Annotated in this window: 22 protein-coding genes and 1 tRNA gene; 15 read left to right on the top strand and 8 right to left on the bottom strand. The window is 56.9% G+C overall.

The genetic code is table 11. The features are described 5' to 3' along the window. Positions 1–99 precede the first annotated feature (99 nt). Entirely contained in the window at positions 100–417 is a 318-nt protein-coding gene (locus IAI51_RS02045) for an I78 family peptidase inhibitor (RefSeq protein ID WP_187676966.1), read from the top strand. A 72-nt stretch (positions 418–489) separates the two neighbouring features. Here IAI51_RS02045 and IAI51_RS02050 read toward each other — a convergent pair whose 3' ends face one another. Both IAI51_RS02050 and IAI51_RS02055 read right to left on the bottom strand, forming a co-directional pair. Beyond that, complete coding sequence (locus tag IAI51_RS02050; RefSeq protein ID WP_003179963.1) at positions 490–702, bottom strand: cold-shock protein; 213 nt, start codon at positions 700–702, stop codon at positions 490–492. Positions 703–990: 288 nt separating this feature from the next. Continuing rightward, positions 991–1,293: a hypothetical protein gene (locus IAI51_RS02055; protein WP_187676967.1), complete on the bottom strand. Its 303-nt coding sequence runs from the start codon at positions 1,291–1,293 to the stop codon at positions 991–993. Between the two features lie 372 nt (positions 1,294–1,665). Between IAI51_RS02055 and thrS the strand changes: the two genes are divergently transcribed. The 9 genes from thrS to IAI51_RS02100 all read left to right on the top strand — a co-directional run bounded on the left by thrS (position 1,666) and on the right by IAI51_RS02100 (position 9,118). Further along, positions 1,666–3,588 carry a threonine--tRNA ligase gene (thrS, locus tag IAI51_RS02060; RefSeq protein WP_187676968.1) on the top strand — a complete coding sequence of 641 codons (1,923 nt, stop codon included), beginning with the start codon at positions 1,666–1,668 and terminating at the stop codon, positions 3,586–3,588. Beyond that, positions 3,588–4,139 carry a translation initiation factor IF-3 gene (gene infC / locus IAI51_RS02065; protein ID WP_176469887.1) on the top strand — a complete coding sequence of 184 codons (552 nt, stop codon included), beginning with the start codon at positions 3,588–3,590 and terminating at the stop codon, positions 4,137–4,139. The genes thrS and infC overlap by 1 nt, the downstream gene beginning before the upstream one ends. 59 nt (positions 4,140–4,198) lie before the next feature. Next, the gene (gene rpmI, locus IAI51_RS02070) at positions 4,199–4,393 is read left to right on the top strand and encodes a 50S ribosomal protein L35 (RefSeq protein WP_002553160.1); all 195 of its coding nucleotides are present in this window, start codon (positions 4,199–4,201) and stop codon (positions 4,391–4,393) included. 28 nt (positions 4,394–4,421) lie between these two features. Continuing rightward, entirely contained in the window at positions 4,422–4,778 is a 357-nt protein-coding gene (gene rplT / locus IAI51_RS02075) for a 50S ribosomal protein L20 (protein WP_042558693.1), read from the top strand. 109 nt (positions 4,779–4,887) lie between these two features. Then, positions 4,888–5,904 (top strand): phenylalanine--tRNA ligase subunit alpha, encoded by a 1,017-nt coding sequence (gene pheS, locus IAI51_RS02080; protein WP_003226365.1) that lies wholly within the window; start codon positions 4,888–4,890, stop codon positions 5,902–5,904. Positions 5,905–5,930: 26 nt separating this feature from the next. Continuing rightward, a complete protein-coding gene (gene pheT, locus IAI51_RS02085; protein ID WP_187676969.1) occupies positions 5,931–8,309 on the top strand; it encodes a phenylalanine--tRNA ligase subunit beta in 2,379 nt (792 codons plus the stop codon). 3 nt (positions 8,310–8,312) lie between these two features. Continuing rightward, positions 8,313–8,615 carry an integration host factor subunit alpha gene (gene ihfA, locus IAI51_RS02090; protein WP_002553164.1) on the top strand — a complete coding sequence of 101 codons (303 nt, stop codon included), beginning with the start codon at positions 8,313–8,315 and terminating at the stop codon, positions 8,613–8,615. After that, a complete protein-coding gene (locus IAI51_RS02095; RefSeq protein WP_003179985.1) occupies positions 8,596–8,952 on the top strand; it encodes a MerR family transcriptional regulator in 357 nt (118 codons plus the stop codon). The genes ihfA and IAI51_RS02095 overlap by 20 nt, the downstream gene beginning before the upstream one ends. Positions 8,953–9,041: 89 nt before the next feature. Continuing rightward, positions 9,042–9,118: transfer RNA gene (locus IAI51_RS02100), tRNA-Pro, on the top strand. A 948-nt stretch (positions 9,119–10,066) separates the two neighbouring features. Here IAI51_RS02100 and IAI51_RS02105 read toward each other — a convergent pair. Both IAI51_RS02105 and IAI51_RS02110 read right to left on the bottom strand, forming a co-directional pair. Next, entirely contained in the window at positions 10,067–10,282 is a 216-nt protein-coding gene (locus IAI51_RS02105) for a hypothetical protein (RefSeq protein WP_187676970.1), read from the bottom strand. 132 nt (positions 10,283–10,414) lie between these two features. After that, positions 10,415–10,693 (bottom strand): hypothetical protein, encoded by a 279-nt coding sequence (locus tag IAI51_RS02110; RefSeq protein WP_187676971.1) that lies wholly within the window; start codon positions 10,691–10,693, stop codon positions 10,415–10,417. A gap of 230 nt (positions 10,694–10,923) precedes the next feature. Between IAI51_RS02110 and IAI51_RS02115 the strand changes: the two genes are divergently transcribed. The 3 genes from IAI51_RS02115 to IAI51_RS02125 all read left to right on the top strand — a co-directional run bounded on the left by IAI51_RS02115 (position 10,924) and on the right by IAI51_RS02125 (position 13,728). Continuing rightward, a complete protein-coding gene (locus IAI51_RS02115; protein ID WP_187676972.1) occupies positions 10,924–11,253 on the top strand; it encodes a hypothetical protein in 330 nt (109 codons plus the stop codon). An 84-nt stretch (positions 11,254–11,337) separates the two neighbouring features. Beyond that, on the top strand, positions 11,338–11,796 hold the full coding sequence (locus IAI51_RS02120; protein WP_187677107.1) for an anti-virulence regulator CigR family protein: 459 nt from the start codon (positions 11,338–11,340) through the stop codon (positions 11,794–11,796). A 120-nt stretch (positions 11,797–11,916) separates the two neighbouring features. Beyond that, the gene (locus tag IAI51_RS02125; RefSeq protein WP_187676973.1) at positions 11,917–13,728 is read left to right on the top strand and encodes an ABC transporter ATP-binding protein; all 1,812 of its coding nucleotides are present in this window, start codon (positions 11,917–11,919) and stop codon (positions 13,726–13,728) included. On the opposite strand, the gene IAI51_RS02130 is transcribed toward IAI51_RS02125, so the two are convergent. The 3 genes from IAI51_RS02130 to IAI51_RS02140 form a co-directional block, all read right to left on the bottom strand. Then, a complete protein-coding gene (locus IAI51_RS02130; RefSeq protein WP_187676974.1) occupies positions 13,725–14,669 on the bottom strand; it encodes an alpha/beta hydrolase in 945 nt (314 codons plus the stop codon). The two genes, IAI51_RS02125 and IAI51_RS02130, sit on opposite strands and share 4 nt — an antisense overlap. A gap of 112 nt (positions 14,670–14,781) precedes the next feature. Then, on the bottom strand, positions 14,782–15,780 hold the full coding sequence (locus tag IAI51_RS02135) for an NAD(P)H-quinone oxidoreductase (protein WP_187676975.1): 999 nt from the start codon (positions 15,778–15,780) through the stop codon (positions 14,782–14,784). A gap of 61 nt (positions 15,781–15,841) precedes the next feature. Beyond that, the gene (locus IAI51_RS02140; RefSeq protein WP_187676976.1) at positions 15,842–17,032 is read right to left on the bottom strand and encodes a YbfB/YjiJ family MFS transporter; all 1,191 of its coding nucleotides are present in this window, start codon (positions 17,030–17,032) and stop codon (positions 15,842–15,844) included. Between the two features lie 111 nt (positions 17,033–17,143). On the opposite strand from IAI51_RS02140, the gene IAI51_RS02145 reads away from it, so the two are divergent. Together IAI51_RS02145 and IAI51_RS02150 are read left to right on the top strand one after the other, a co-directional pair. Next, the gene (locus tag IAI51_RS02145; protein WP_187676977.1) at positions 17,144–18,019 is read left to right on the top strand and encodes a LysR family transcriptional regulator; all 876 of its coding nucleotides are present in this window, start codon (positions 17,144–17,146) and stop codon (positions 18,017–18,019) included. A 182-nt stretch (positions 18,020–18,201) separates the two neighbouring features. Next, the gene (locus IAI51_RS02150) at positions 18,202–18,678 is read left to right on the top strand and encodes a hypothetical protein (RefSeq protein ID WP_262410279.1); all 477 of its coding nucleotides are present in this window, start codon (positions 18,202–18,204) and stop codon (positions 18,676–18,678) included. Positions 18,679–18,727: 49 nt separating this feature from the next. On the opposite strand, the gene IAI51_RS02155 is transcribed toward IAI51_RS02150, so the two are convergent. Then, complete coding sequence (locus tag IAI51_RS02155; RefSeq protein WP_187676978.1) at positions 18,728–19,450, bottom strand: pirin family protein; 723 nt, start codon at positions 19,448–19,450, stop codon at positions 18,728–18,730. Positions 19,451–19,518 lie beyond the last annotated feature (68 nt).

Here is a 19,518-nt window from a genome sequence, read left to right on the forward strand (position 1 = left end):
TCCGGTCATGGGGCAGGGTGATGGCATTTGTCATGCAACCAAACGCCGGAACGGCGGTCGCACGATCTCAGCTTAATAATTTGAAAACAAGGAGGCTTCATGCATTTGAAGTTCGCGTCACTGGGTGCACTTATGGCCGTTGCCATGTTGGCCGGTTGCAGTACGACCTCCAGCGAGTCGGCAAAGGAATCTGTGGCGACCGATGCCGGTCATGGCCGCTGTGAAGCGACGGCGGCGGAATTCGCCATTGGCAAGAAAGCTTCGCCAGAGCTGCTGGAGCAGGCTCGCGCCAAGGCCAGTGCGCAAAACGCCCGTTTCCTCAAGCCAGATGACATGATCACCCTGGAATACCGCTCGGATCGCTTGAACCTCAATACCGATAACAACCTGGTGATTACTCGCGTCAACTGCGGCTGATTGCTGGCCGCTTTTATGTCAGGCATAAAAAACCCCGTCACATGGACGGGGTTTTTTTAGTGCGCCGAGAAATTACTCTGGGCGAACCTGTGCAGCTTGCATACCCTTTTGGCCTTTCTCAGCCACGAAGGAAACGGTCTGGCCTTCTTTCAGGCTTTTGAAACCGTCGCTTTCGATAGCTTTGAAGTGTACGAACAGGTCGTCACCGCCACCTTGAGGAGTGATGAAGCCGAAGCCTTTTTCATCGTTGAACCACTTAACGGTGCCGGTTTGGCGATTAGACATGGTGTATCTCCAAGAAACATATATTTTTCAGTACTGTGCTGCTCAGGCCAACTGGGCACACCCGGGTATCATAGTCGAAATGTTCGCTTTGGTAGCCCCCCGGACGTGCTGTTTGCCAATCCGTCGTGTTTTCTTTACCGCCTGTTTCGGCTGAAAGCCCCGGTTTGAAAGGGTTTTAGCGAAAAGTAAAGACAATAAAAAAACCTGTAAAACCTGCATAAATCGTCTGAAAAGGCTCAAATTCAGCCGTTTTTTCCGGCGTTGAGTCGAGTCAGATCACATTTTTTCTTACTTTTTCGCTGGAGCGTTGGCCTTGCATTTGGCGATTTGTCCCAGCGCTTTCTGCTGCAGTTCAGGGGTGGCCTTGTTGTCCATCAGTGCTTGAATGTCGCCGGCCGGGTAAGACTTGATGGCATCGGCGCCACAGGCGCAGTGAGACTTGGCCGCGGCGGCGCCGATTTGCGGAGTCGCCGCCTGGGTGCACTGGGCCATGTATTTGTCGCGCTCGCCCTTTGGCCAGTCGGCATGGGCGCTCAGCGGCAGCAGCAGAACAATGGGGGCGACTACGGCGAATAAGGTATTCAGACGCATGCGAGGATGCTCCTTGTGGGTCAATGTCTTGTTATCTGAGGGCATAAGGGGCCATCAAGTTCAGCACTCTGGCATAAAAGCGGACGATTTGCCTTCTGGTGAAACAGAGGCATTAAGTGACCGCTCATCTGTGCTAGCATGCCGGGCTCAAGCGTTCTCAGGCTCCGGATGACTTTCAGTCCCGGCGGCGGTCAACGTGCGAATATTCTGATTTGAATCCCAGTCACTCTGGTTCGGTTTTCCGGTTGGCCGCAAGGCTCCTGCCGCTGTAAGGCAGGCGTTCGTCATTGAATGGCCTGGATCGGATCTTGTACTGGCTCATCCCAACCCACGTGACCTTTGGTAGGGGTCACCACTAGGAGAGGAGGCGCCATGCCAACTATTACTCTTCCCGACGGCAGTCAACGTTCATTCGATCACCCGGTTTCCGTAGCCGAGGTCGCCGCATCCATTGGTGCAGGTCTGGCCAAAGCCACTCTGGCCGGCAAGGTCAATGGCCAGTTGGTCGACGCCAGCGACATCATCGACAGCGACGCTACGCTGCAAATCATTACGCCAAAGGATGAAGAGGGGCTGGAGATCATTCGCCACTCTTGCGCCCATCTGGTTGGCCATGCGGTCAAGCAGCTCTACCCGACTGCCAAAATGGTGATCGGGCCGGTCATCGACGAAGGCTTCTATTACGACATCGCCTTCGAGCGTCCTTTTACTCCGGACGACATGGCGGCCATCGAACAGCGCATGCAGCAGCTGATCGAGAAAGATTACGACGTCATCAAGAAAGTCACTCCGCGTGCCGAAGTGATCGAAGTGTTCAAGGCGCGCGGCGAAGACTACAAGCTGCGTCTGGTCGAGGACATGCCGAATGAACAGGCCATGGGTCTGTACTATCACGAAGAATATGTCGACATGTGCCGCGGTCCGCATGTGCCGAACACCCGCTTCCTGAAATCCTTCAAGCTGACCAAACTGTCCGGCGCCTACTGGCGCGGCGACGCCAAGAACGAGCAGTTGCAGCGCGTTTACGGCACTGCGTGGGCGGACAAAAAGCAGTTGGCGGCTTACATTCAGCGCATCGAAGAAGCCGAGAAGCGCGATCACCGCAAGATCGGCAAGCGCCTTGGTCTGTTCCACACTCAGGAAGAATCCCCGGGCATGGTGTTCTGGCACCCGAACGGCTGGACTCTGTACCAGGTGCTCGAGCAGTACATGCGCAAAGTGCAGCATGACAACGGCTACCTTGAGATCAAGACGCCGCAAGTGGTTGACCGCAGCCTGTGGGAGAAATCCGGGCACTGGGCCAACTACGCCGACAACATGTTCACTACTCAGTCGGAAAACCGCGACTACGCGATCAAGCCGATGAACTGCCCTTGCCACGTGCAGGTGTTCAATCAAGGCCTGAAGAGCTACCGCGAGCTGCCGATGCGTCTGGCAGAGTTCGGTGCCTGCCACCGTAACGAGCCGTCGGGTGCGCTGCACGGCATCATGCGTGTGCGCGCGTTCACTCAGGACGACGCCCACATCTTCTGCACAGAAGAGCAGATGCAGGCTGAATCCGCTGCGTTTATCAAGCTGACAATGGACGTATATCGTGACTTCGGCTTTACCGATGTCGAGATGAAACTGTCCACTCGTCCGGAAAAACGCGTCGGCTCGGATGAACTGTGGGATCGCGCCGAAGCGGCACTGGCCGCGGCCCTTGATAGTGCGGGCCTTGCGTACGATCTGCAGCCAGGTGAGGGTGCGTTCTACGGTCCGAAGATCGAGTTCTCGCTCAAAGATTGCCTTGGCCGTGTCTGGCAGTGTGGTACCCTGCAGCTCGATTTTAACCTGCCGATCCGTCTGGGAGCCGAATACGTCTCCGAAGACAACAGTCGCAAGCACCCGGTAATGTTGCACCGGGCGATCCTTGGATCCTTCGAACGATTCGTCGGAATCCTGATCGAGCACTACGAAGGGGCATTCCCTGCGTGGCTGGCTCCGACCCAGGCAGTGATCATGAACATCACTGACAAACAGGCCGATTTTGCCGCCGAGGTTGAAAAAACTCTCAACGAAAGCGGATTTCGTGCCAAGTCTGACTTGAGAAATGAAAAGATCGGCTTTAAAATCCGCGAGCATACTTTGCTCAAGGTTCCTTTTCTCTTGGTTATCGGAGATAGGGAAGTCGAGATGCAGACTGTCGCTGTGCGTACTCGTGAAGGTGCTGACCTGGGCTCGATGCCCGTCGCCCAGTTCGCTGAGTTTCTCGCGCAAGCGGTTTCCCGGCGTGGTCGCCCAGATTCGGAGTAATTACTATTAAGCGTGAAATGAGACAAGATAAACGAGCTGCACCGAAAGCCCCGATCAACGAGAATATCTCGGCACGCGAGGTTCGGTTAATTGGAGCTGAAGGTGAACAGCTTGGGATTGTGTCAATTGAAGACGCGCTTCTTAAGGCTGAAGAGGCCAAACTGGATTTGGTGGAAATTTCCGCCGATGCAGTACCCCCTGTTTGCAAACTGATGGACTACGGCAAATCGATCTTCGAGAAGAAGAAGCAGGTTGCCGCGGCCAAGAAAAACCAGAAGCAGATTCAGGTTAAAGAAATCAAGTTTCGTCCAGGGACGGAGGAAGGGGATTACCAGGTAAAACTGCGCAACCTGGTACGTTTCCTGAGTGATGGGGACAGGGCCAAGGTATCCTTGCGATTCCGCGGCCGTGAGATGGCCCACCAGGAGCTGGGGATGGAGCTCCTCAAGCGAGTTGAAGGTGACTTGCTCGAGTACGGTTCGGTCGAACAGCATCCTAAGATGGAAGGACGCCAACTGATCATGGTCATCGCCCCGAAAAAGAAGAAGTAATCAATAGGGCACGGCAGGCCTTCTGATTATGTTTATCAACTGAATGCGGAGTACCGAACATGCCAAAGATGAAAACTAAAAGTGGTGCTGCTAAGCGGTTTCTGAAAACTGCTAACGGTATCAAGCACAAGCACGCTTTCAAGAGCCACATCCTGACTAAAATGTCGACCAAGCGTAAGCGTCAACTGCGCGGTAGCAGCTTGCTGCATCCGTCGGACGTCGCAAAAGTCGAGCGCATGCTGCGCCTTCGTTAATTTTAGTCAAGAATAGAGGAAGTAACTCATGGCTCGTGTAAAGCGTGGCGTCATGGCGCGTAAGCGCCACAAGAAAATTCTGAAACTTGCTAAAGGCTACTACGGTGCACGTTCGCGCGTATTCCGTGTTGCCAAGCAAGCGGTTATCAAGGCTGGCCAATACGCCTACCGTGACCGTCGTCAGAAAAAACGTCAGTTCCGCGCTCTGTGGATCGCTCGTATCAATGCTGGTGCTCGTGTTAACGGTCTGTCCTACAGCCGTTTCATCGCTGGCCTGAAAAAAGCGTCCATCGAGATCGACCGTAAGGTTCTGGCTGATCTGGCAGTGAACGAAAAAGCGGTGTTTGCTGCGATTGTCGAGAAAGCTAAAGCCACCTTGGCTTAAGTACCCCCGACAATCACCCGGCCTCACTTCCGTGGGGTCAGGTGGTAAACGTCTTAAATAGGGGAAGAGCCTTCAAGCTCTTCCCCTATTTTGTATCTGGAGTCTGTACATGGAAAACCTGGATGCGCTGGTCTCTCAAGCACTAGAGGCTGTGCAAAGCGCTGAAGATATCAATGCCCTGGAGCAAATCCGGGTTCAATACCTTGGCAAAAAGGGTGAATTGACTCAGGTGATGAAGACCCTGGGGAATTTGCCGGCAGAAGAGCGTCCGCAAGTCGGCGCCCTGATCAACGTTGCCAAGGAACGTGTTACAGGCGTTCTCAATGCGCGCATGGCTTTGTTTGAAGAGGCCGAGCTGGCCGCCAAACTGTCTGCCGAATCCATTGACGTGACGTTGCCGGGCCGTGGCCAGACCTCCGGTGGTCTGCACCCGGTTACCCGGACTCTGGAACGTGTTGAACAGTTCTTCACTCGAATTGGCTACGGCATTGCCGAAGGCCCTGAAGTCGAAGACGACTATCACAACTTTGAAGCGCTCAACATCCCAGGCCATCACCCGGCCCGGTCGATGCACGACACCTTCTATTTCAACGCCAACATGCTGCTGCGCACCCATACCTCGCCGGTCCAGGTCCGCACCATGGAATCGAAACAGCCGCCGATCCGCATTGTCTGCCCAGGCCGTGTGTACCGCAGCGACTCCGATATCACCCACTCGCCGATGTTCCACCAGGTCGAAGGCCTGCTGGTTGATCGCGATATCAATTTTGCCGATCTCAAAGGCACCATCGAAGAATTCCTGCGCGTGTTCTTCGAGAAAGAACTGGCCGTACGCTTCCGTCCTTCGTACTTCCCGTTCACCGAGCCGTCCGCTGAAGTCGACATGGAATGCGTGATGTGCAGCGGTAAAGGCTGCCGTGTCTGCAAGCAGACTGGCTGGCTGGAAGTGATGGGCTGCGGCATGGTTCATCCGAACGTGCTGCGCATGTCCGGCATCGACCCGGAAGAGTTCTCCGGCTTTGCCTTCGGCATGGGCGTCGAACGTCTGGCCATGCTCCGTTACGGCGTGAACGACTTGCGTCTGTTCTTCGACAACGACTTGCGGTTCCTCGCGCAATTTCGCTAGTCGTAACGAATTCTTAGGAGAGCAGGATGAAATTCAGTGAACAATGGCTGCGTGGCTGGGTTAGCCCGCAGGTAAATCGCGACGAGCTGGTTGCCCGTCTGTCGATGGCCGGTCTTGAGGTCGATAGCGTGACCCCGGCCGCCGGTGTATTCAGTGGCGTGGTAGTGGGCGAGGTGCTGAGCACCGAGCAGCACCCTGATGCCGACAAATTGCGTGTGTGCCAGGTCAGCAATGGTGCGGAAACCTTCCAGGTCGTGTGCGGTGCGCCAAATGTGCGTCCGGGCCTGAAGATTCCATTCGCCATGATCGGTGCCGAGTTGCCGGGCGACTTCAAGATCAAGAAGGCCAAGCTGCGCGGCGTTGAGTCCAACGGCATGTTGTGCTCGCAAGCCGAACTACAGGTCGGTGAAGGCAATGACGGTCTGATGGAACTGCCGGCTGACGCGCCGGTGGGCGAAGATTTCCGCGTGTATCTGGATCTGGAAGACGCCAGCATCGAGGTCGACCTGACCCCGAACCGTGGCGACTGCTTGTCGCTGGCTGGTCTGGCCCGTGAAGTTGGCGCGTTGTACGCCGCTCCGGTCACCCGTCCAGTGGTGCTTGCCGTTGCTGCCGTGCATGACGACGTGCGTTCGGTAGAAGTGCTGGCGCCAGCCGCGTGCCCGCGTTACTTGGGTCGTGTCATTCGCAACGTTGATCTGTCCAAGCCAACACCGCTGTGGATGGTTGAGCGTCTGCGTCGCGCCGACGTGCGCAGCATCGACGCTGCTGTCGACATCACCAACTACGTGATGCTCGAACTGGGTCAACCGCTGCACGCCTTCGACCTCGCCGAAATCAATGGCGGCATCCGTGTGCGCATGGCGGAAGAGGGCGAGAAGCTGGTATTGCTCGACGGCCAGGAAGTTAGCCTGCGTAGCGATACGCTGGTGATTGCCGACCACACACGTGCCCTGGCGATTGCCGGTGTGATGGGTGGCGAGCACAGCGGTGTATCCGCGACTACTCGCGATGTGTTTCTTGAAAGTGCGTTCTTCGATCAGATCGCTGTCGCCGGCAAGGCTCGTTCGTATGGCCTGCACACCGATGCTTCGCACCGCTATGAGCGTGGCGTGGACTGGCAACTGGCCCGTGAAGCCATGGAGCGCGCTACTGGCTTGCTGCTGGAAATCACTGGTGGTGAAGCCGGTCCGATCATCGAGACGGTCAGCGAGCAGCACTTGCCGTCGATTGCCCCGATTACTCTGCGTGCGCAGCGCATCACCCAAATGCTGGGCATGGAAATGGATTCGGTACAGGTCGAGCGCCTGCTCAACGGCCTCGGCCTGAATATTTCCGCCGACGGAGCAGGGCAGTGGCGCGTTGAAGTGCCAAGTCATCGGTTCGACATCAGTCTGGAAGTCGACTTGATCGAAGAATTGGCCCGTTTGTACGGCTACAACCGTCTGCCGGTTCGTTACCCGCAAGCGCGCCTGGCGCCGCAAGCCAAGGCCGAAGCACGTAGCGATCTGCCTGAACTGCGCCGTCTGCTGGTGGCTCGTGGTTATCAGGAAGCGATCACTTACAGCTTCATCGATCCAAAGCAGTTCGAACTGTTCAACCCGGGCGTCGAGCCGCTGTTGCTGGCTAACCCGATCTCCAACGACATGGCTGCCATGCGCTCGTCGCTGTGGCCGGGTCTGGTCAAGGCGTTGCAGCACAACCTGAACCGTCAACAGGATCGCGTGCGTCTGTTCGAAAGTGGCCTGCGCTTTGTCGGTCAACTGGAAGGCCTGAAGCAAGAGCCGATGCTCTCCGGTGTTGTTTGCGGTAGCCGTCTGCCGGAAGGTTGGGCGCAAGGTCGCGACACGGTCGATTTCTTCGACGTCAAAGCTGACGTAGAAGCCGTACTGGGTTTCGCCGGTGCTCTGGATTCGTTCACTTTCGCCCCGGGCAAACACCCGGCGCTGCATCCGGGTCAAACCGCACGCATTGAGCGGGAAGGGCGAGAAGTCGGCTTTATCGGCGCTATTCATCCTGAATTGTCGAAATCCCTCGGCCTCGATCGTCCGGTTTTCGTTTTCGAGCTGGTTCTGGCTGAAGTGGCACTCGGTAAAATGCCGAAATTCCACGAGTTGTCGCGCTTTCCTGAAGTGCGTCGTGACCTTGCATTGATTGCGCACAAAGACGTTGCAGCCTCGGCTGTATTGGACGTAATCCGTGAAAATGCAGGCGAATGGCTCACAGATCTCAGGCTGTTTGACGTATATCAGGGTAAAGGTATTGATCCTGATAGAAAAAGCCTTGCAGTTGGCTTGACCTGGCAGCATCCATCGCGCACTCTTAATGACGATGAGGTGAATTCGACGACGCAAAATATCCTCACCTCGCTCGAACAAAGGTTGAACGCCACGTTAAGGAAGTGACGTATGGGGGCTTTGACGAAAGCTGAGATGGCGGAACGTCTGTATGAAGAGCTGGGCCTGAACAAGCGGGAAGCCAAGGAATTGGTAGAACTGTTTTTCGAGGAAATCAGGCACGCTCTTGAAGACAACGAGCAGGTCAAATTGTCCGGTTTCGGCAACTTTGACCTTCGGGACAAGCGCCAGCGGCCTGGCCGCAACCCGAAAACGGGGGAAGAAATCCCGATCACGGCTCGCCGTGTGGTCACCTTTCGTCCAGGGCAGAAGTTGAAAGCCCGAGTTGAGGCTTATGCTGGAACCAAGTCATAACGACGAACTACCCGTCATCCCGGGCAAACGCTACTTCACCATCGGTGAAGTCAGCGAGCTGTGTGCCGTAAAGCCACACGTGCTGCGCTATTGGGAGCAGGAGTTTCCTCAACTCAACCCCGTCAAACGCCGCGGAAACCGCCGGTATTATCAGCGCCAGGATGTGCTGATGATCCGGCAGATCCGCGCGCTCCTTTACGACCAAGGGTTCACCATCGGCGGCGCACGCTTGCGTTTGTCCGGCGATGAAGCCAAAGACGACACCACCCAATACAAGCAAATGATCCGCCAGATGATCGCTGAGCTCGAAGATGTTCTGGTGGTACTCAAGAAATAAAAAGCAGCGTTTGAATACTTCCAGTTTTCAAAAGCTTGCGATATATTCTTGAGCGTTCTTCGATGTGAAGAGCGAGTTGCAAAACCAGTCGGGGCGTAGCGCAGTCCGGTAGCGCACTAGCATGGGGTGCTAGGGGTCGAGTGTTCGAATCACTCCGTCCCGACCATATAACTCCAGAAAATCCAACCACTTAGCGGTGGTTGGATTTTTTATGCATCTTTATTTTTCGCGTTTTCTCATTGTCACAGGCTTATGGTTGCCAATTGGTTGCCAATTGCGATTGACTTAAGTCTCAGCTATGAGCATTTTGCTAGTACGTATGCGGTGCATTTCAAAGCACTCCCTGCTAGCTGTTGCTTTTGTCGAGCGTCTGCTTGTGAGTTCATGCCGTTTTTGGCCCTTTTTTGCGCTGTCTTTGGCACCAATCCTGTTTGATATTTATCTTCTTTCTCAGCTTTTTCGCATGTCAGATAGCCTTGCCAAAAGCCCTGTTTCCGGGCGATTAGGGCGTTTTTCCTCACCGGCTCCGCGGCGCTAAACCCTGGAAGCTCAGTTCCGATTCTTCGTTCTTAAAGGTCACCATCCCAAATCATCGAAACAGGCTGTACGTCACGCGGGCCGTGCCTTTGAAAACAAACGGAAGCAGCGAAAGCCGGACTTCCGATTGTGCGCTAGGGAAACGGAACAGAGCGCGGGGAGGGCTCATCTATTCGAATTGATTGCTGATGGGCTGTGGGCCTCCTAAAGACCCTTTGATCACAAGGCCCAGGGGCCGATTTGGAATCACACCATCGCGTCCGAGAGCCTTATTCATACCTCCAAATTCGACGTTTTTGGGCCCAAACCGCAGTGCCAAACAGACCGCAAATTCACCCGATTTCTTGCTGTTTTGGTGACAAACCATTTTGCAGGTAGTTGGCACCGATTGAGTGCCGCTGAACCCTCGAAAGATCCGTCGGCCGCGGCTCCTAGCGGTCAGCTCGGAATCTCTTACAAGGTCCTGCTCGGTGCCAAATCCGCTGCTAACTCACATTATCAAGACGGGCTGCGCAAATGGATTGCGGTTGCCCGATATTTCTCCGTCGGCGCCGCGAAGTCGAGCGTTCTCGATAAATCAGCTATTTTTTGCGTTTAGCTTGCGAAGCTCTTCGTAGGTCGCGGATTGAACGAACCAGAAACCAGAGATGATGCACCAGCTCAAAGTGCCGATGACGAAGGTGCTGATAGCTGCGAGAAAACTCTGGCTCAGCATTACCAGTGCAGCAATCCAGATGACTGCCAGTGCAATGTAGAGAACGGTGTTGTTGACGCTGATAACGAAGTCTTTCATGTGCATTCCTTGAATAGATATTCCTCTGGTTACCCTTCATGGGATTCCAGTGGCGGCATCATATTGCCGTCGCACCAGGCTTCGCTAGTCGCTAATGGGGAAAGACTCGATGTAAGTCATGCTGTTAGGCGATTACTGATTGGGCTTTTTCTCGATATCTTCCGAGTCACTCGACGTCGCCGCATCTTTTTCCGTTTCATGGGCTTGCGCACCCGCATTTCCCCCTGAAGATTCCTCTCCCTTTTTGTTCGCCTTCTCATCATTGGCGCGCGAGCTTTTCGATTGATTGACGCCCGGCAGGGCATTGGGTGACGCGGCGGAGTCAGCGCTGGTTTTCTCGGTTGCCAAGCCGCATGCCGGCCCGATGAGCAACAGACCGGCAAACGATACCGCCATGATTTTCTTGTTCATCATCTAAGCCTCCACGCGATTGGATGTACTGCATTGGAATTGTGAGTCGGGAAAAGGTGCGCGGCGATGGACGAGTGGTAGTAATTACCGACTTGCAACCCGCGTCATTTGGCTGAGCCTTTGGCTTGGCGAGTTGTCGCCAGATATTGTCCAAAAGCGGCAAATTGCTGGCCCCCGAGTTGTCCTTTCATCGTCAAACTCGCCTTTTTTCAAAAGGTTAGGTTGGCTATATGCGGACGATTGTCATAGCCGTTGCAACGCTTTCCCTGGCTGTCTTTGCCTCGGGAGTACAGGCAAAAGAGTTAAGCAAAAGCCATCGTTTCGCCTGTACCTGGGGCTCTGATATCGCCGCAGGAGCGCAGCGATCCAAGCTCTCAGGGATGTCTTTGTATGGCGCGCGTAAACAGTTGCAGGTACGTCGATTTCAGCAGCCATGGATGCGCATGACTGCAATGGGGATTACCGAACAGACCTACAACAGCAGCTCAAAGCTTAAACCGGCGGCGGTCAAGCAGACCTACTACGAGCAGTGCGTGCGACATGAACTGGCCCAGCGATAGACGGGGACTACTCGACATCCAGAACCAATTGGCCAATCGCGGTCTACAGTTCAGTGGATGATCCCACTGTCTGAGAGTACGGATATGTTCAGATCAACTCGATGGGTTGCAGGTTTGATGTCACTTGTTTTGGCTGCCGGCTCGTCGGTGGCGCTGGCCGATCCCGGTAACGGCAAAGGGCAGGGCAACGGTAAAGGCAATCCTCACAATTCCCAGGGCCAGGGCCAAGGGAACAAAGGCAAAAATGCGGGGCGTGACGATTGGAGTCATGGCCCGGCTGTCGACCGAGGTAATGTGATCGGTGTGATTGGCGGCTATCGCGACTACTGGAGCCCAGGCCCTGCGCTGCCTCCGGGCATCCAGAAAAACCTGGCGCGCGGCAAGCCGCTGCCGCCGGGTATCGCGAAAAAACTCGACAATCGCCTGCTTGGCCACCTCCCGCGCTATGACGGCTACGAATGGCAGCAGGCGGGTACGGATTTGATTCTGGTCGCTCTCGCCACGGGGCTTATCTATGAAGTGCTCAATGGTGCCTTTGATTGATTGCAATTAAGTCATCAGCCCAACCTTTTCAGGTTGGGCTTTTTAATACCTTGAAGAAGTCGTAGCAGGAGCAGCGGAGTACCATGTCGCGCTCTATTCACCTGCCGAGCTCAATGTCCTATGCCTGCTTTTTCCCGCGTCACTTCGTTGCTCGACCAAGCGCAACGCGCCTTGCGATTGGTTTGGGGGACGTCGCGCGGGTTGTTTCTGGGCTTGGTGCTGGCGACATTGATTGCAGGTGTGCTACCGGCACTCGCGGCATGGTTGGGGCAGCGGATTGTCGATGCAGTGGTCGCAGCCATGCAGTTGCACGCGCAGCAGGGTGATGCGCCGTTATGGCCGGTGTTGCGTTATGTGCTGCTGGAGGCGGGTGTACTGGCGTTGCTGTCCGCTACACAACGGGCGTTGTCGGTGCAGCAGTCGTTGTTGCGGGTGCAGTTGGGGCAGAAGGTCAACACGTTGATTCTGGAGAAAGCTCAGACCCTGTCATTGGTGCAGTTCGAGAACTCTGAGTTCTACGACAAACTGGTGCGTGTGCGTCGCGAAGCCTCGACACGGCCACTGGCGTTGGTCATGAAGTCGCTGGGGCTGATCCAGAACCTGATCATGCTGATCAGCTTCGGTGTGCTGCTGGTGCATTTTTCCCCGTGGGCATTGGTGCTGCTGGTTATCGGTGCGTTGCCGGTGTTCTTCGCCGAGGCGCATTTTTCCGGTGATGCTTTTCGGCTGTTCACCCGTCGCGCGCCGGAGAGTCGCCAGCAGAGTTACATCGAAACGCTGCTGTCCCACGAGGCCTACATCAAAGAGGTCAAGCTCTTCGGTTTCGCTCCGCTGCTGTTGCAACGCTATCGCGACACCTTCGCCAAACTCTATGCCGAAGACCGGCGACTGACGTTACGTCGCGATAGTTGGGGGTTCGGTCTCGGCTTGCTGGGCACGGCGGCGTTTTACGTGGCGTACGCCTGGGTGGTGATCGATGCGGTGCATGGCAATATCAGCCTGGGTCAGATGACCATGTACCTGGTGCTGTTCAAACAGGGGCAAAGTGCAGTCAGTAGCAGTCTGAGCGCAATCAGTGGTTTGTACGAAGATGGCCTGTACCTCACGAGTCTTTATGAATACCTGGCCGAGCCGGTTCTCGCCGACAGCGGTCACCTGACTGCCGGCGCACGACCGGGCGATGGGTTGCGCTTCGAAAACGTCGGTTTCCGTTACCCCGGTGCAAGTCGTGCGGCACTGGAAGGCATTGACTTGCATCTGGTGCCGGGCAAGAGCATGGCGCTGGTCGGGGAAAACGGCTCAGGCAAGACCACGCTGATCAAGTTGCTGACCCGGCTCTACCGTCCCGATCAAGGGCGGATTCTGCTTGATGGCAGCGATTTGCAGGATTGGGAGGAAACCACGTTACGGCAGCGCATTGGCGTGATTTTCCAGGATTACATCCGCTACCAGTTCAGCGTTGGAGAAAATATCGGCGTCGGCGACACGCTTGCGTTCAACGATCAACAGCGCTGGAAAGAGGCCGCAGCTGAAGGCATGGCAGCGCCCTTTATTGAAGCCCTTGACCGTGGTTATGCGACACAACTGGGACGTTGGTTTGCCGGTGGTCAGGAGTTGTCCGGCGGGCAATGGCAGAAAATTGCCTTGTCCCGGGCCTATATGCGGCGTGATGCCGACGTCCTGATCCTCGACGAACCGACGTCAGCCCTTGACCCGGCGGCAGAGGCGGCAGTGTTCGAGCATTTCAGCCAACACACTGAAGGGCGCATGACCTTGCTGATCTCGCACCGTTTTTCCAGTGTGCGCAATGCTGATCACATCATTGTCTTGGAGCAGGGCCGGATACTCGAGCAGGGCGGCCACGAAGATCTGATCGCCGTTGCAGGGCATTACGCCCAACTGTTCGATTTGCAGGCCCGTGGCTATCGCTAAGAGTCCCGTGCGCTGCGCAGCGCCGCTGGCCCGGCAATCCGCGGAGCAGGTTTGGTCTGCATCAACGCATCGATTGCCTTGCGATAATTCTGTCCGCCCAGCGCCATGCTGTTGTTGTGCGTGGCGCCCGGTACCAGCAGCAGGCGCTTGGGTTGTTGCGCGGCGTTGAACAGTTGCTCACTGAAGCGCGACGGCACAAAAGCATCTGCCAGACCATGCACCACCAACAGCGGCATATGAATATCGGCGATCTTGTCGACGGAATCGAATTTCTGCGACAGCAGCCAGCGCACCGGTAGCGAGGTGTTGGCCACGGCGGCAGCGACGTCCGCCAGCGACGTGAACGTCGACTCGATCACCAGACCGCGCACCGGTAGCGGCGAGTGATTGAGGGTGGCGTCCTGACCGAGTTCGGCCGCCAGATCGATCGCCACAGCGCCGCCCAGGGAATGACCGTAAATCAGGCGTTTTTGTGGATCCGGTTGCAGCAGTTTGAAACGCTCCCAGGCCACCCGGGCATCTTCGTAAACGCTACTTTCCGATGGCAGATCACCCTTGCTCTTACCGAACCCCCGGTAATCGATGGCCAGTACCGAGTAGCCCGCCGCGCGCAATTGCTCGATGCGGAACAACTGCCCGGTGAGGTTCCAGCGCACGCCGTGCAGATAGAGAATCGCCGGTGCGTTGGCTTTTTCCGCCGGCCACCACCAGGCATGAATGTTTTGCCCGGCCTTGAAACTCTTCGGTTGCAGATCGAGTTCCTGCACGCTGCCGGGCAGGCCGCGATACCAGCCGGCCGTGCCCGGTTCGATGCGAAACAGCAGTTTGCGTTCGGTATGTTCCAGCACGGCACAACTCGTCGGCACGCCGATAATCAAGGCGGCCATGCAGGCAAACGCCAAGCGGCGACGGCGCAGACGAGTCATGAAGGAAAGGAACATTAAACGTTTCACCACGGCGCAGACAAAGAACGCTTTTTACCAGATGCCTCGGTCTGCGCGCGATATTTTCGACCACCGTGCATGCGCAACGATTACAAAATGCTGCAACGGCTCAGTCGACCCGCAGCACAATCTTGCCGATATGGTCGCCGGCTTCCATGTGCGCATGGGCCTGCGCCGCGTCGGAGAGTGAGTAAACCTTGTCGATCATCGGCAGGCAGCGTCCGGCGTTCAGTGCTGGCCAAACGTGCTCGCGCAATGCGTCGGCGATGGCGGCTTTCTCCGCAGTGGTTCGTGCGCGCAGCAGCGACCCGGTGACCACCGCGCGTTTGCCGAGGATTGCCAGCAGGTCCACGTCGTTGGCCTTGGCGCCGCCCAGAAAACCGAGCATTACCAACCGCCCGTCCATCGCAAGGGCGCTAACGTTACCGTTGAAGTACGAGCCGCCCATGATGTCGAGAATCACATTCACACCCTGGCCAGCAGTTTTTTCGGCGACGACTTCAGCAAAATTTTGATCGCGATAGTTGATCGCCTCGCCACCCAATTCACGAATCGCCGCACATTTTTCAGGGCTGCCGGCGGTGGCGAAGGCTTCGATGCCGAATTCGCGGCAGAGCATCAGAGCAGTGGTACCGATGCCGCTGGTGCCGCCATGAATCAATACACGTTGCCCCCGGCTGGCGCCGCCGAGGCTGAACAGATTGGCCCATACGGTAAAGAAGGTTTCCGGGATCGCGGCGGCCTGCACCCAGTCGAGGCCATCGGGGATTGGCAACGTCTGGCCCGCCGGGACTGTGCAATATTCGGCATACCCGCCGCCATTGGTCAGCGCACAAACCTTGTCGCCCACGGCAAACTGGCTGACTCCAGCGCCGAGCGCCACCACTTCACCCGCGACTTCCAGGCCGGGAATCGGGTTCATGCCGGGCTTCATCGGATATTTGCCGGCACGCTGCAAGGCGTCCGGGCGGTTGATTCCGGCGGCATGCACACGGATCAGCACTTCACCTGCTGCGGCCACCGGTAGCGGCACGCGTTTGGCTTGCAGGACATCAGGGCCGCCGGGTTCAGTGATTTCGATTCGGGTCATTTCGTTGGGTAAGGACATGTCGATTCCTGTTGCTAGAGGTTCTGTAGATCGGAGCACGGCCCGCAGGCAATGATTCCCTTCAATTTGCGCAGCAGCGTTGTTCAGTCGAAGAGGGCAGCCATTTCAGGGCCTGCTCCAGCAAAAGCGCCACTGCAATCGCGCCGGCAGCGATCACGAACAGCAATGCATGATGGCCGCCCGTGGCATTGAACAACGCCGAATAGGCAAACCCGGCCAGCGCCTGAAACGTGGCAAACGATACGGTGGCGCGGCTCCAGGCGATTTGTTGGCGATGATGATTCGGCACCAACTCATGCACGCGAGCCAGGGCCAGTGGCACGATGCCGGGTGGGAATGAACCGATAATCACTGCCAGCACGGCCAGCGCCATAAAGGATTGGGAAATCGCCAACAGGCCCAGCGCAATCGCCTGCACCACCAATACCAGTCGGATGCCCATCCGTGCGCCAAGCCGATCCGCCAGAAAGCCATAACTCACCGGCCCGACGATTGCACCCAGGCCATACATGACCCACACCAGTGCGCCAATATGCGCCCCGGCACCGAGCCCGCGAGCCACGTAATCCACCAGGAACACCATGGCCGGCACCAAACCTGCGGCCATAAACGCGTACTGGGCGAACAGCAGATAGACGGCGGGCGGCGTTGGCTCAACGGCCGCAACCTCGTGGGTCGCAGTCGGGTGCGGTAAATCGGAAGGCCAGCCAAACCAGCTCAGTGCCGTCAGCAACAACGACAATCCGCCCAGCCCCAACCAGGTGGCTTGCAGGCCCAGGCTCAACAGCGGCGGCACGATTGTCCCGGAACCGGCAATCCCCAGACCGATGCCCAGAAAAATCGCTCCACTGGCCAGCCCTTTGCGGGACGCTGGCACATGAGGCAGTACGGTCGCCGCCACCAGCACCATGATCGCGCCACCCGTAATCCCCGAGAGCAAACGCCAGCCAAAGAACCAACTGACTGATATCGGAAACGCACAGGCAAAAAACGCGGCGGTGACCAGCAGCATCATTAGCCGCAGGGCGTTTTTATTGCCGAGGTGCCGCGCTATCGGTCGGCCGAGCAGGGCGCCAATCAGGTAGCCGACCAGGTTGGCCGCGCCGAGGTAGACCACATCGTGGGCGGAAAACCACTGCGCCTGAATCAGTGATGGAATCAGCGGTGTATAGGCAAAACGCGCCAGGCCGATGCTGACCAGGCTGGCGCTGAGTCCCGCGAAGATCGGTAACGCTGAGGTTGATGTACGCATGACAGCAATCCTGAGGAAGGTTTATGGCGCTCAGCATATCGGCTATCTTTGCTGCGTTAATGCAGCGATTTAGCGTTATAGTGATGCAGATTTGCATCGGGTGGGGACAGGATGAATTGGGATGATGCACGGGTTTTTCTCGCGGTATGTCGGGAGTCGACATTACGCGGCGCGGCGCGGGTACTGGGCGTGGATCAGGCCACCGTCGGGCGACGGATCACGGCGCTGGAGAAGTCCCTGAGCGCGACGTTGTTCCTGCGCACGTCCGACGGTTATGCGCTGACGGCGGTCGGCGAAGCGGCGTTCCAAAGCGTTGAGAAAATGGAGCACTCGGCACTGGAGCTGGAGCGGCAGATTCAGGGGCTGGATGATCGCCTGACCGGTATCGTGCGCGTCAGCACCACCGATTCGCTGGCCATCGACTTCCTGATCCCGGCCATCGCCCGTCTGCACGAGCAACACCCGGACGTGCGCGTGCAACTGGATGCCTCCACGCAGATCCTCAGCCTGGCCAAGCGCGAGGCGGATATCGCCGTGCGCAACACCCGGCCTGACAACCCGGACCTCATCGCCCGGCGGATTGCCCGCTGGCCGGTGGGATTGTTTGCGTCACAGGCGTATATCGACGCCAAGGGCGCTCCACCGCAGGGCACGGCGTTCGAAGGCCATGACCTGGTGGTCTACCAGCCGTATTTGCAGACGAACAAAGACATGACGCTGGTTTCCGAACCGCTGCATCGCGGGCGGATTGTCGCCAGCCTGAGTTCCAGTCTGTTGGTGCGCCGCTCGATTGCGGCGGGTCTGGGTGTAGGAGAAATCCCGGTGTATATGGGCGAGCGTGACGGCCTGATCAGGCTTTGGCCGGAGCGCAATCGTCCGCAACCGTATGAGGTGTGGCTGGTGACCCACGCGGACTTGCGCCATACCGCGCGGGTTCGGGCAGTGATTGAGCAGATTGTCGAGGCATTTGCGCTGGAGAATGAGTGACGGCTTAAAGCGCTTTGGAGAAGCTACGTCGTCTGACGAAACGCCCTACATCCACAGAGGAATGCGCCGGCTTGTGGGCTTGGAACGCCGGCCCTATTGTTGATGTGTCTCGCAGCAACAGAAAATTCGCTTGTGAGTGATGCGCCAGGGAAGGTATCGGTAACCCAAGGAAGGGGATCGGATTGAACGCCAGGGAATTTGAGCAATATCAAAGCACCATCACAATGAGCAAAGGGCATAACACTCAAGCCATGAACGCTATCAGTCGTGAAGAATTCAACGCCAGGATCGAGACCATTGAGGCAAGGATGGATGCTCGGGTCGAATCTGTGTCGGCGAAAATCGAGGGGTTTCTGGATGTTCAGCTCGAGCGAGACAAGGCGCTGCTCGACCGCTACAACTCCATTTCTGCAAATGTGCAGCAGATCGCTCTAGAGTCAAAAGAGGCGGTCCGACAGGCCTCTACGATCAAGGCGAATTATTGGGCTTCAACCGCTGTGTATTTTCTCGGGATCGTCGGCATAGTCGTGGCGACTTACTACGCCAATCAAGCCAACGTCTATGTAGCGATTCAAACGACTTTGTCGGCGGTTCAAGCAGGCAAGGACACCCATCCGCCTAAACCTGCCGTGTCGCCATTACCGATCACGCCACAATAAAGAACGGCCTTCAAATGAAGGCCGTTCTTGTGGGCGTTGAAACCCTGCCTCATGGCATTTGCGGCAATTCCTGAGGCCGCAGATCAAACACCAATACCTCGGCATCCACGCCGTTGCTCAAGGTCAGCGCCTGTTCCTCGCGAACCCGCACGCCGTCACCTTCCTGCAACAACTGGTCATTGAGTTCGACGCTACCGCGTGCCACATGCACGTAGGCGTAACGGTTGGCTTGCAGCTTCAGGGTGGCACTCTCTTTGCCGTCGAACAGTCCGGCATAGACCCGCGCATCCTGGCGCACTGTCAGCGAACCATCGCTACCCTCCGGCGAGATGATCAGTTGCAGACGACCGCGTTTTTTCTGCGCGCTGAAGTGCTCCTGCTGGTAGCGCGGTTTGGCGCCGCCGACGTCCGGCACAATCCAGATTTGCAGGAAGTGCACAGGCTTGGTGGCCGAATGGTTGAACTCACTGTGCGCCACGCCGCTGCCGGCGCTCATCAGTTGTACGTCGCCTGGGCGGATTACCGAGCCTGTACCCAGGGTGTCTTTATGCTCCAGCGCACCTTCAAGCACGTAGGAAAAGATCTCCATGTCGCGATGCGGGTGTTGGCCGAAACCCTTGCCGGCGGCAACGCGGTCATCGTTGATCACCAGCAGGTCGGAAAAACCCTGTTCACGCGGATCGCGGTAGCTGGCAAAGGAAAAGGTGTGGAACGACTTCAACCAGCCATGATTGGCGAGGCCACGATCGGAGGCTTTGCGAAGAGTCAGCATGATGAAATCTCCTTGGGGGACGTGAATTCGTCCGAGTGAGGAGAAGGTTACTGTTTACTCTTCAAGGC

The sequence above is a fragment of the Pseudomonas sp. N40(2020) genome, from assembly GCF_014472415.1.
Classification (GTDB): Bacteria; Pseudomonadota; Gammaproteobacteria; order Pseudomonadales; family Pseudomonadaceae; genus Aquipseudomonas.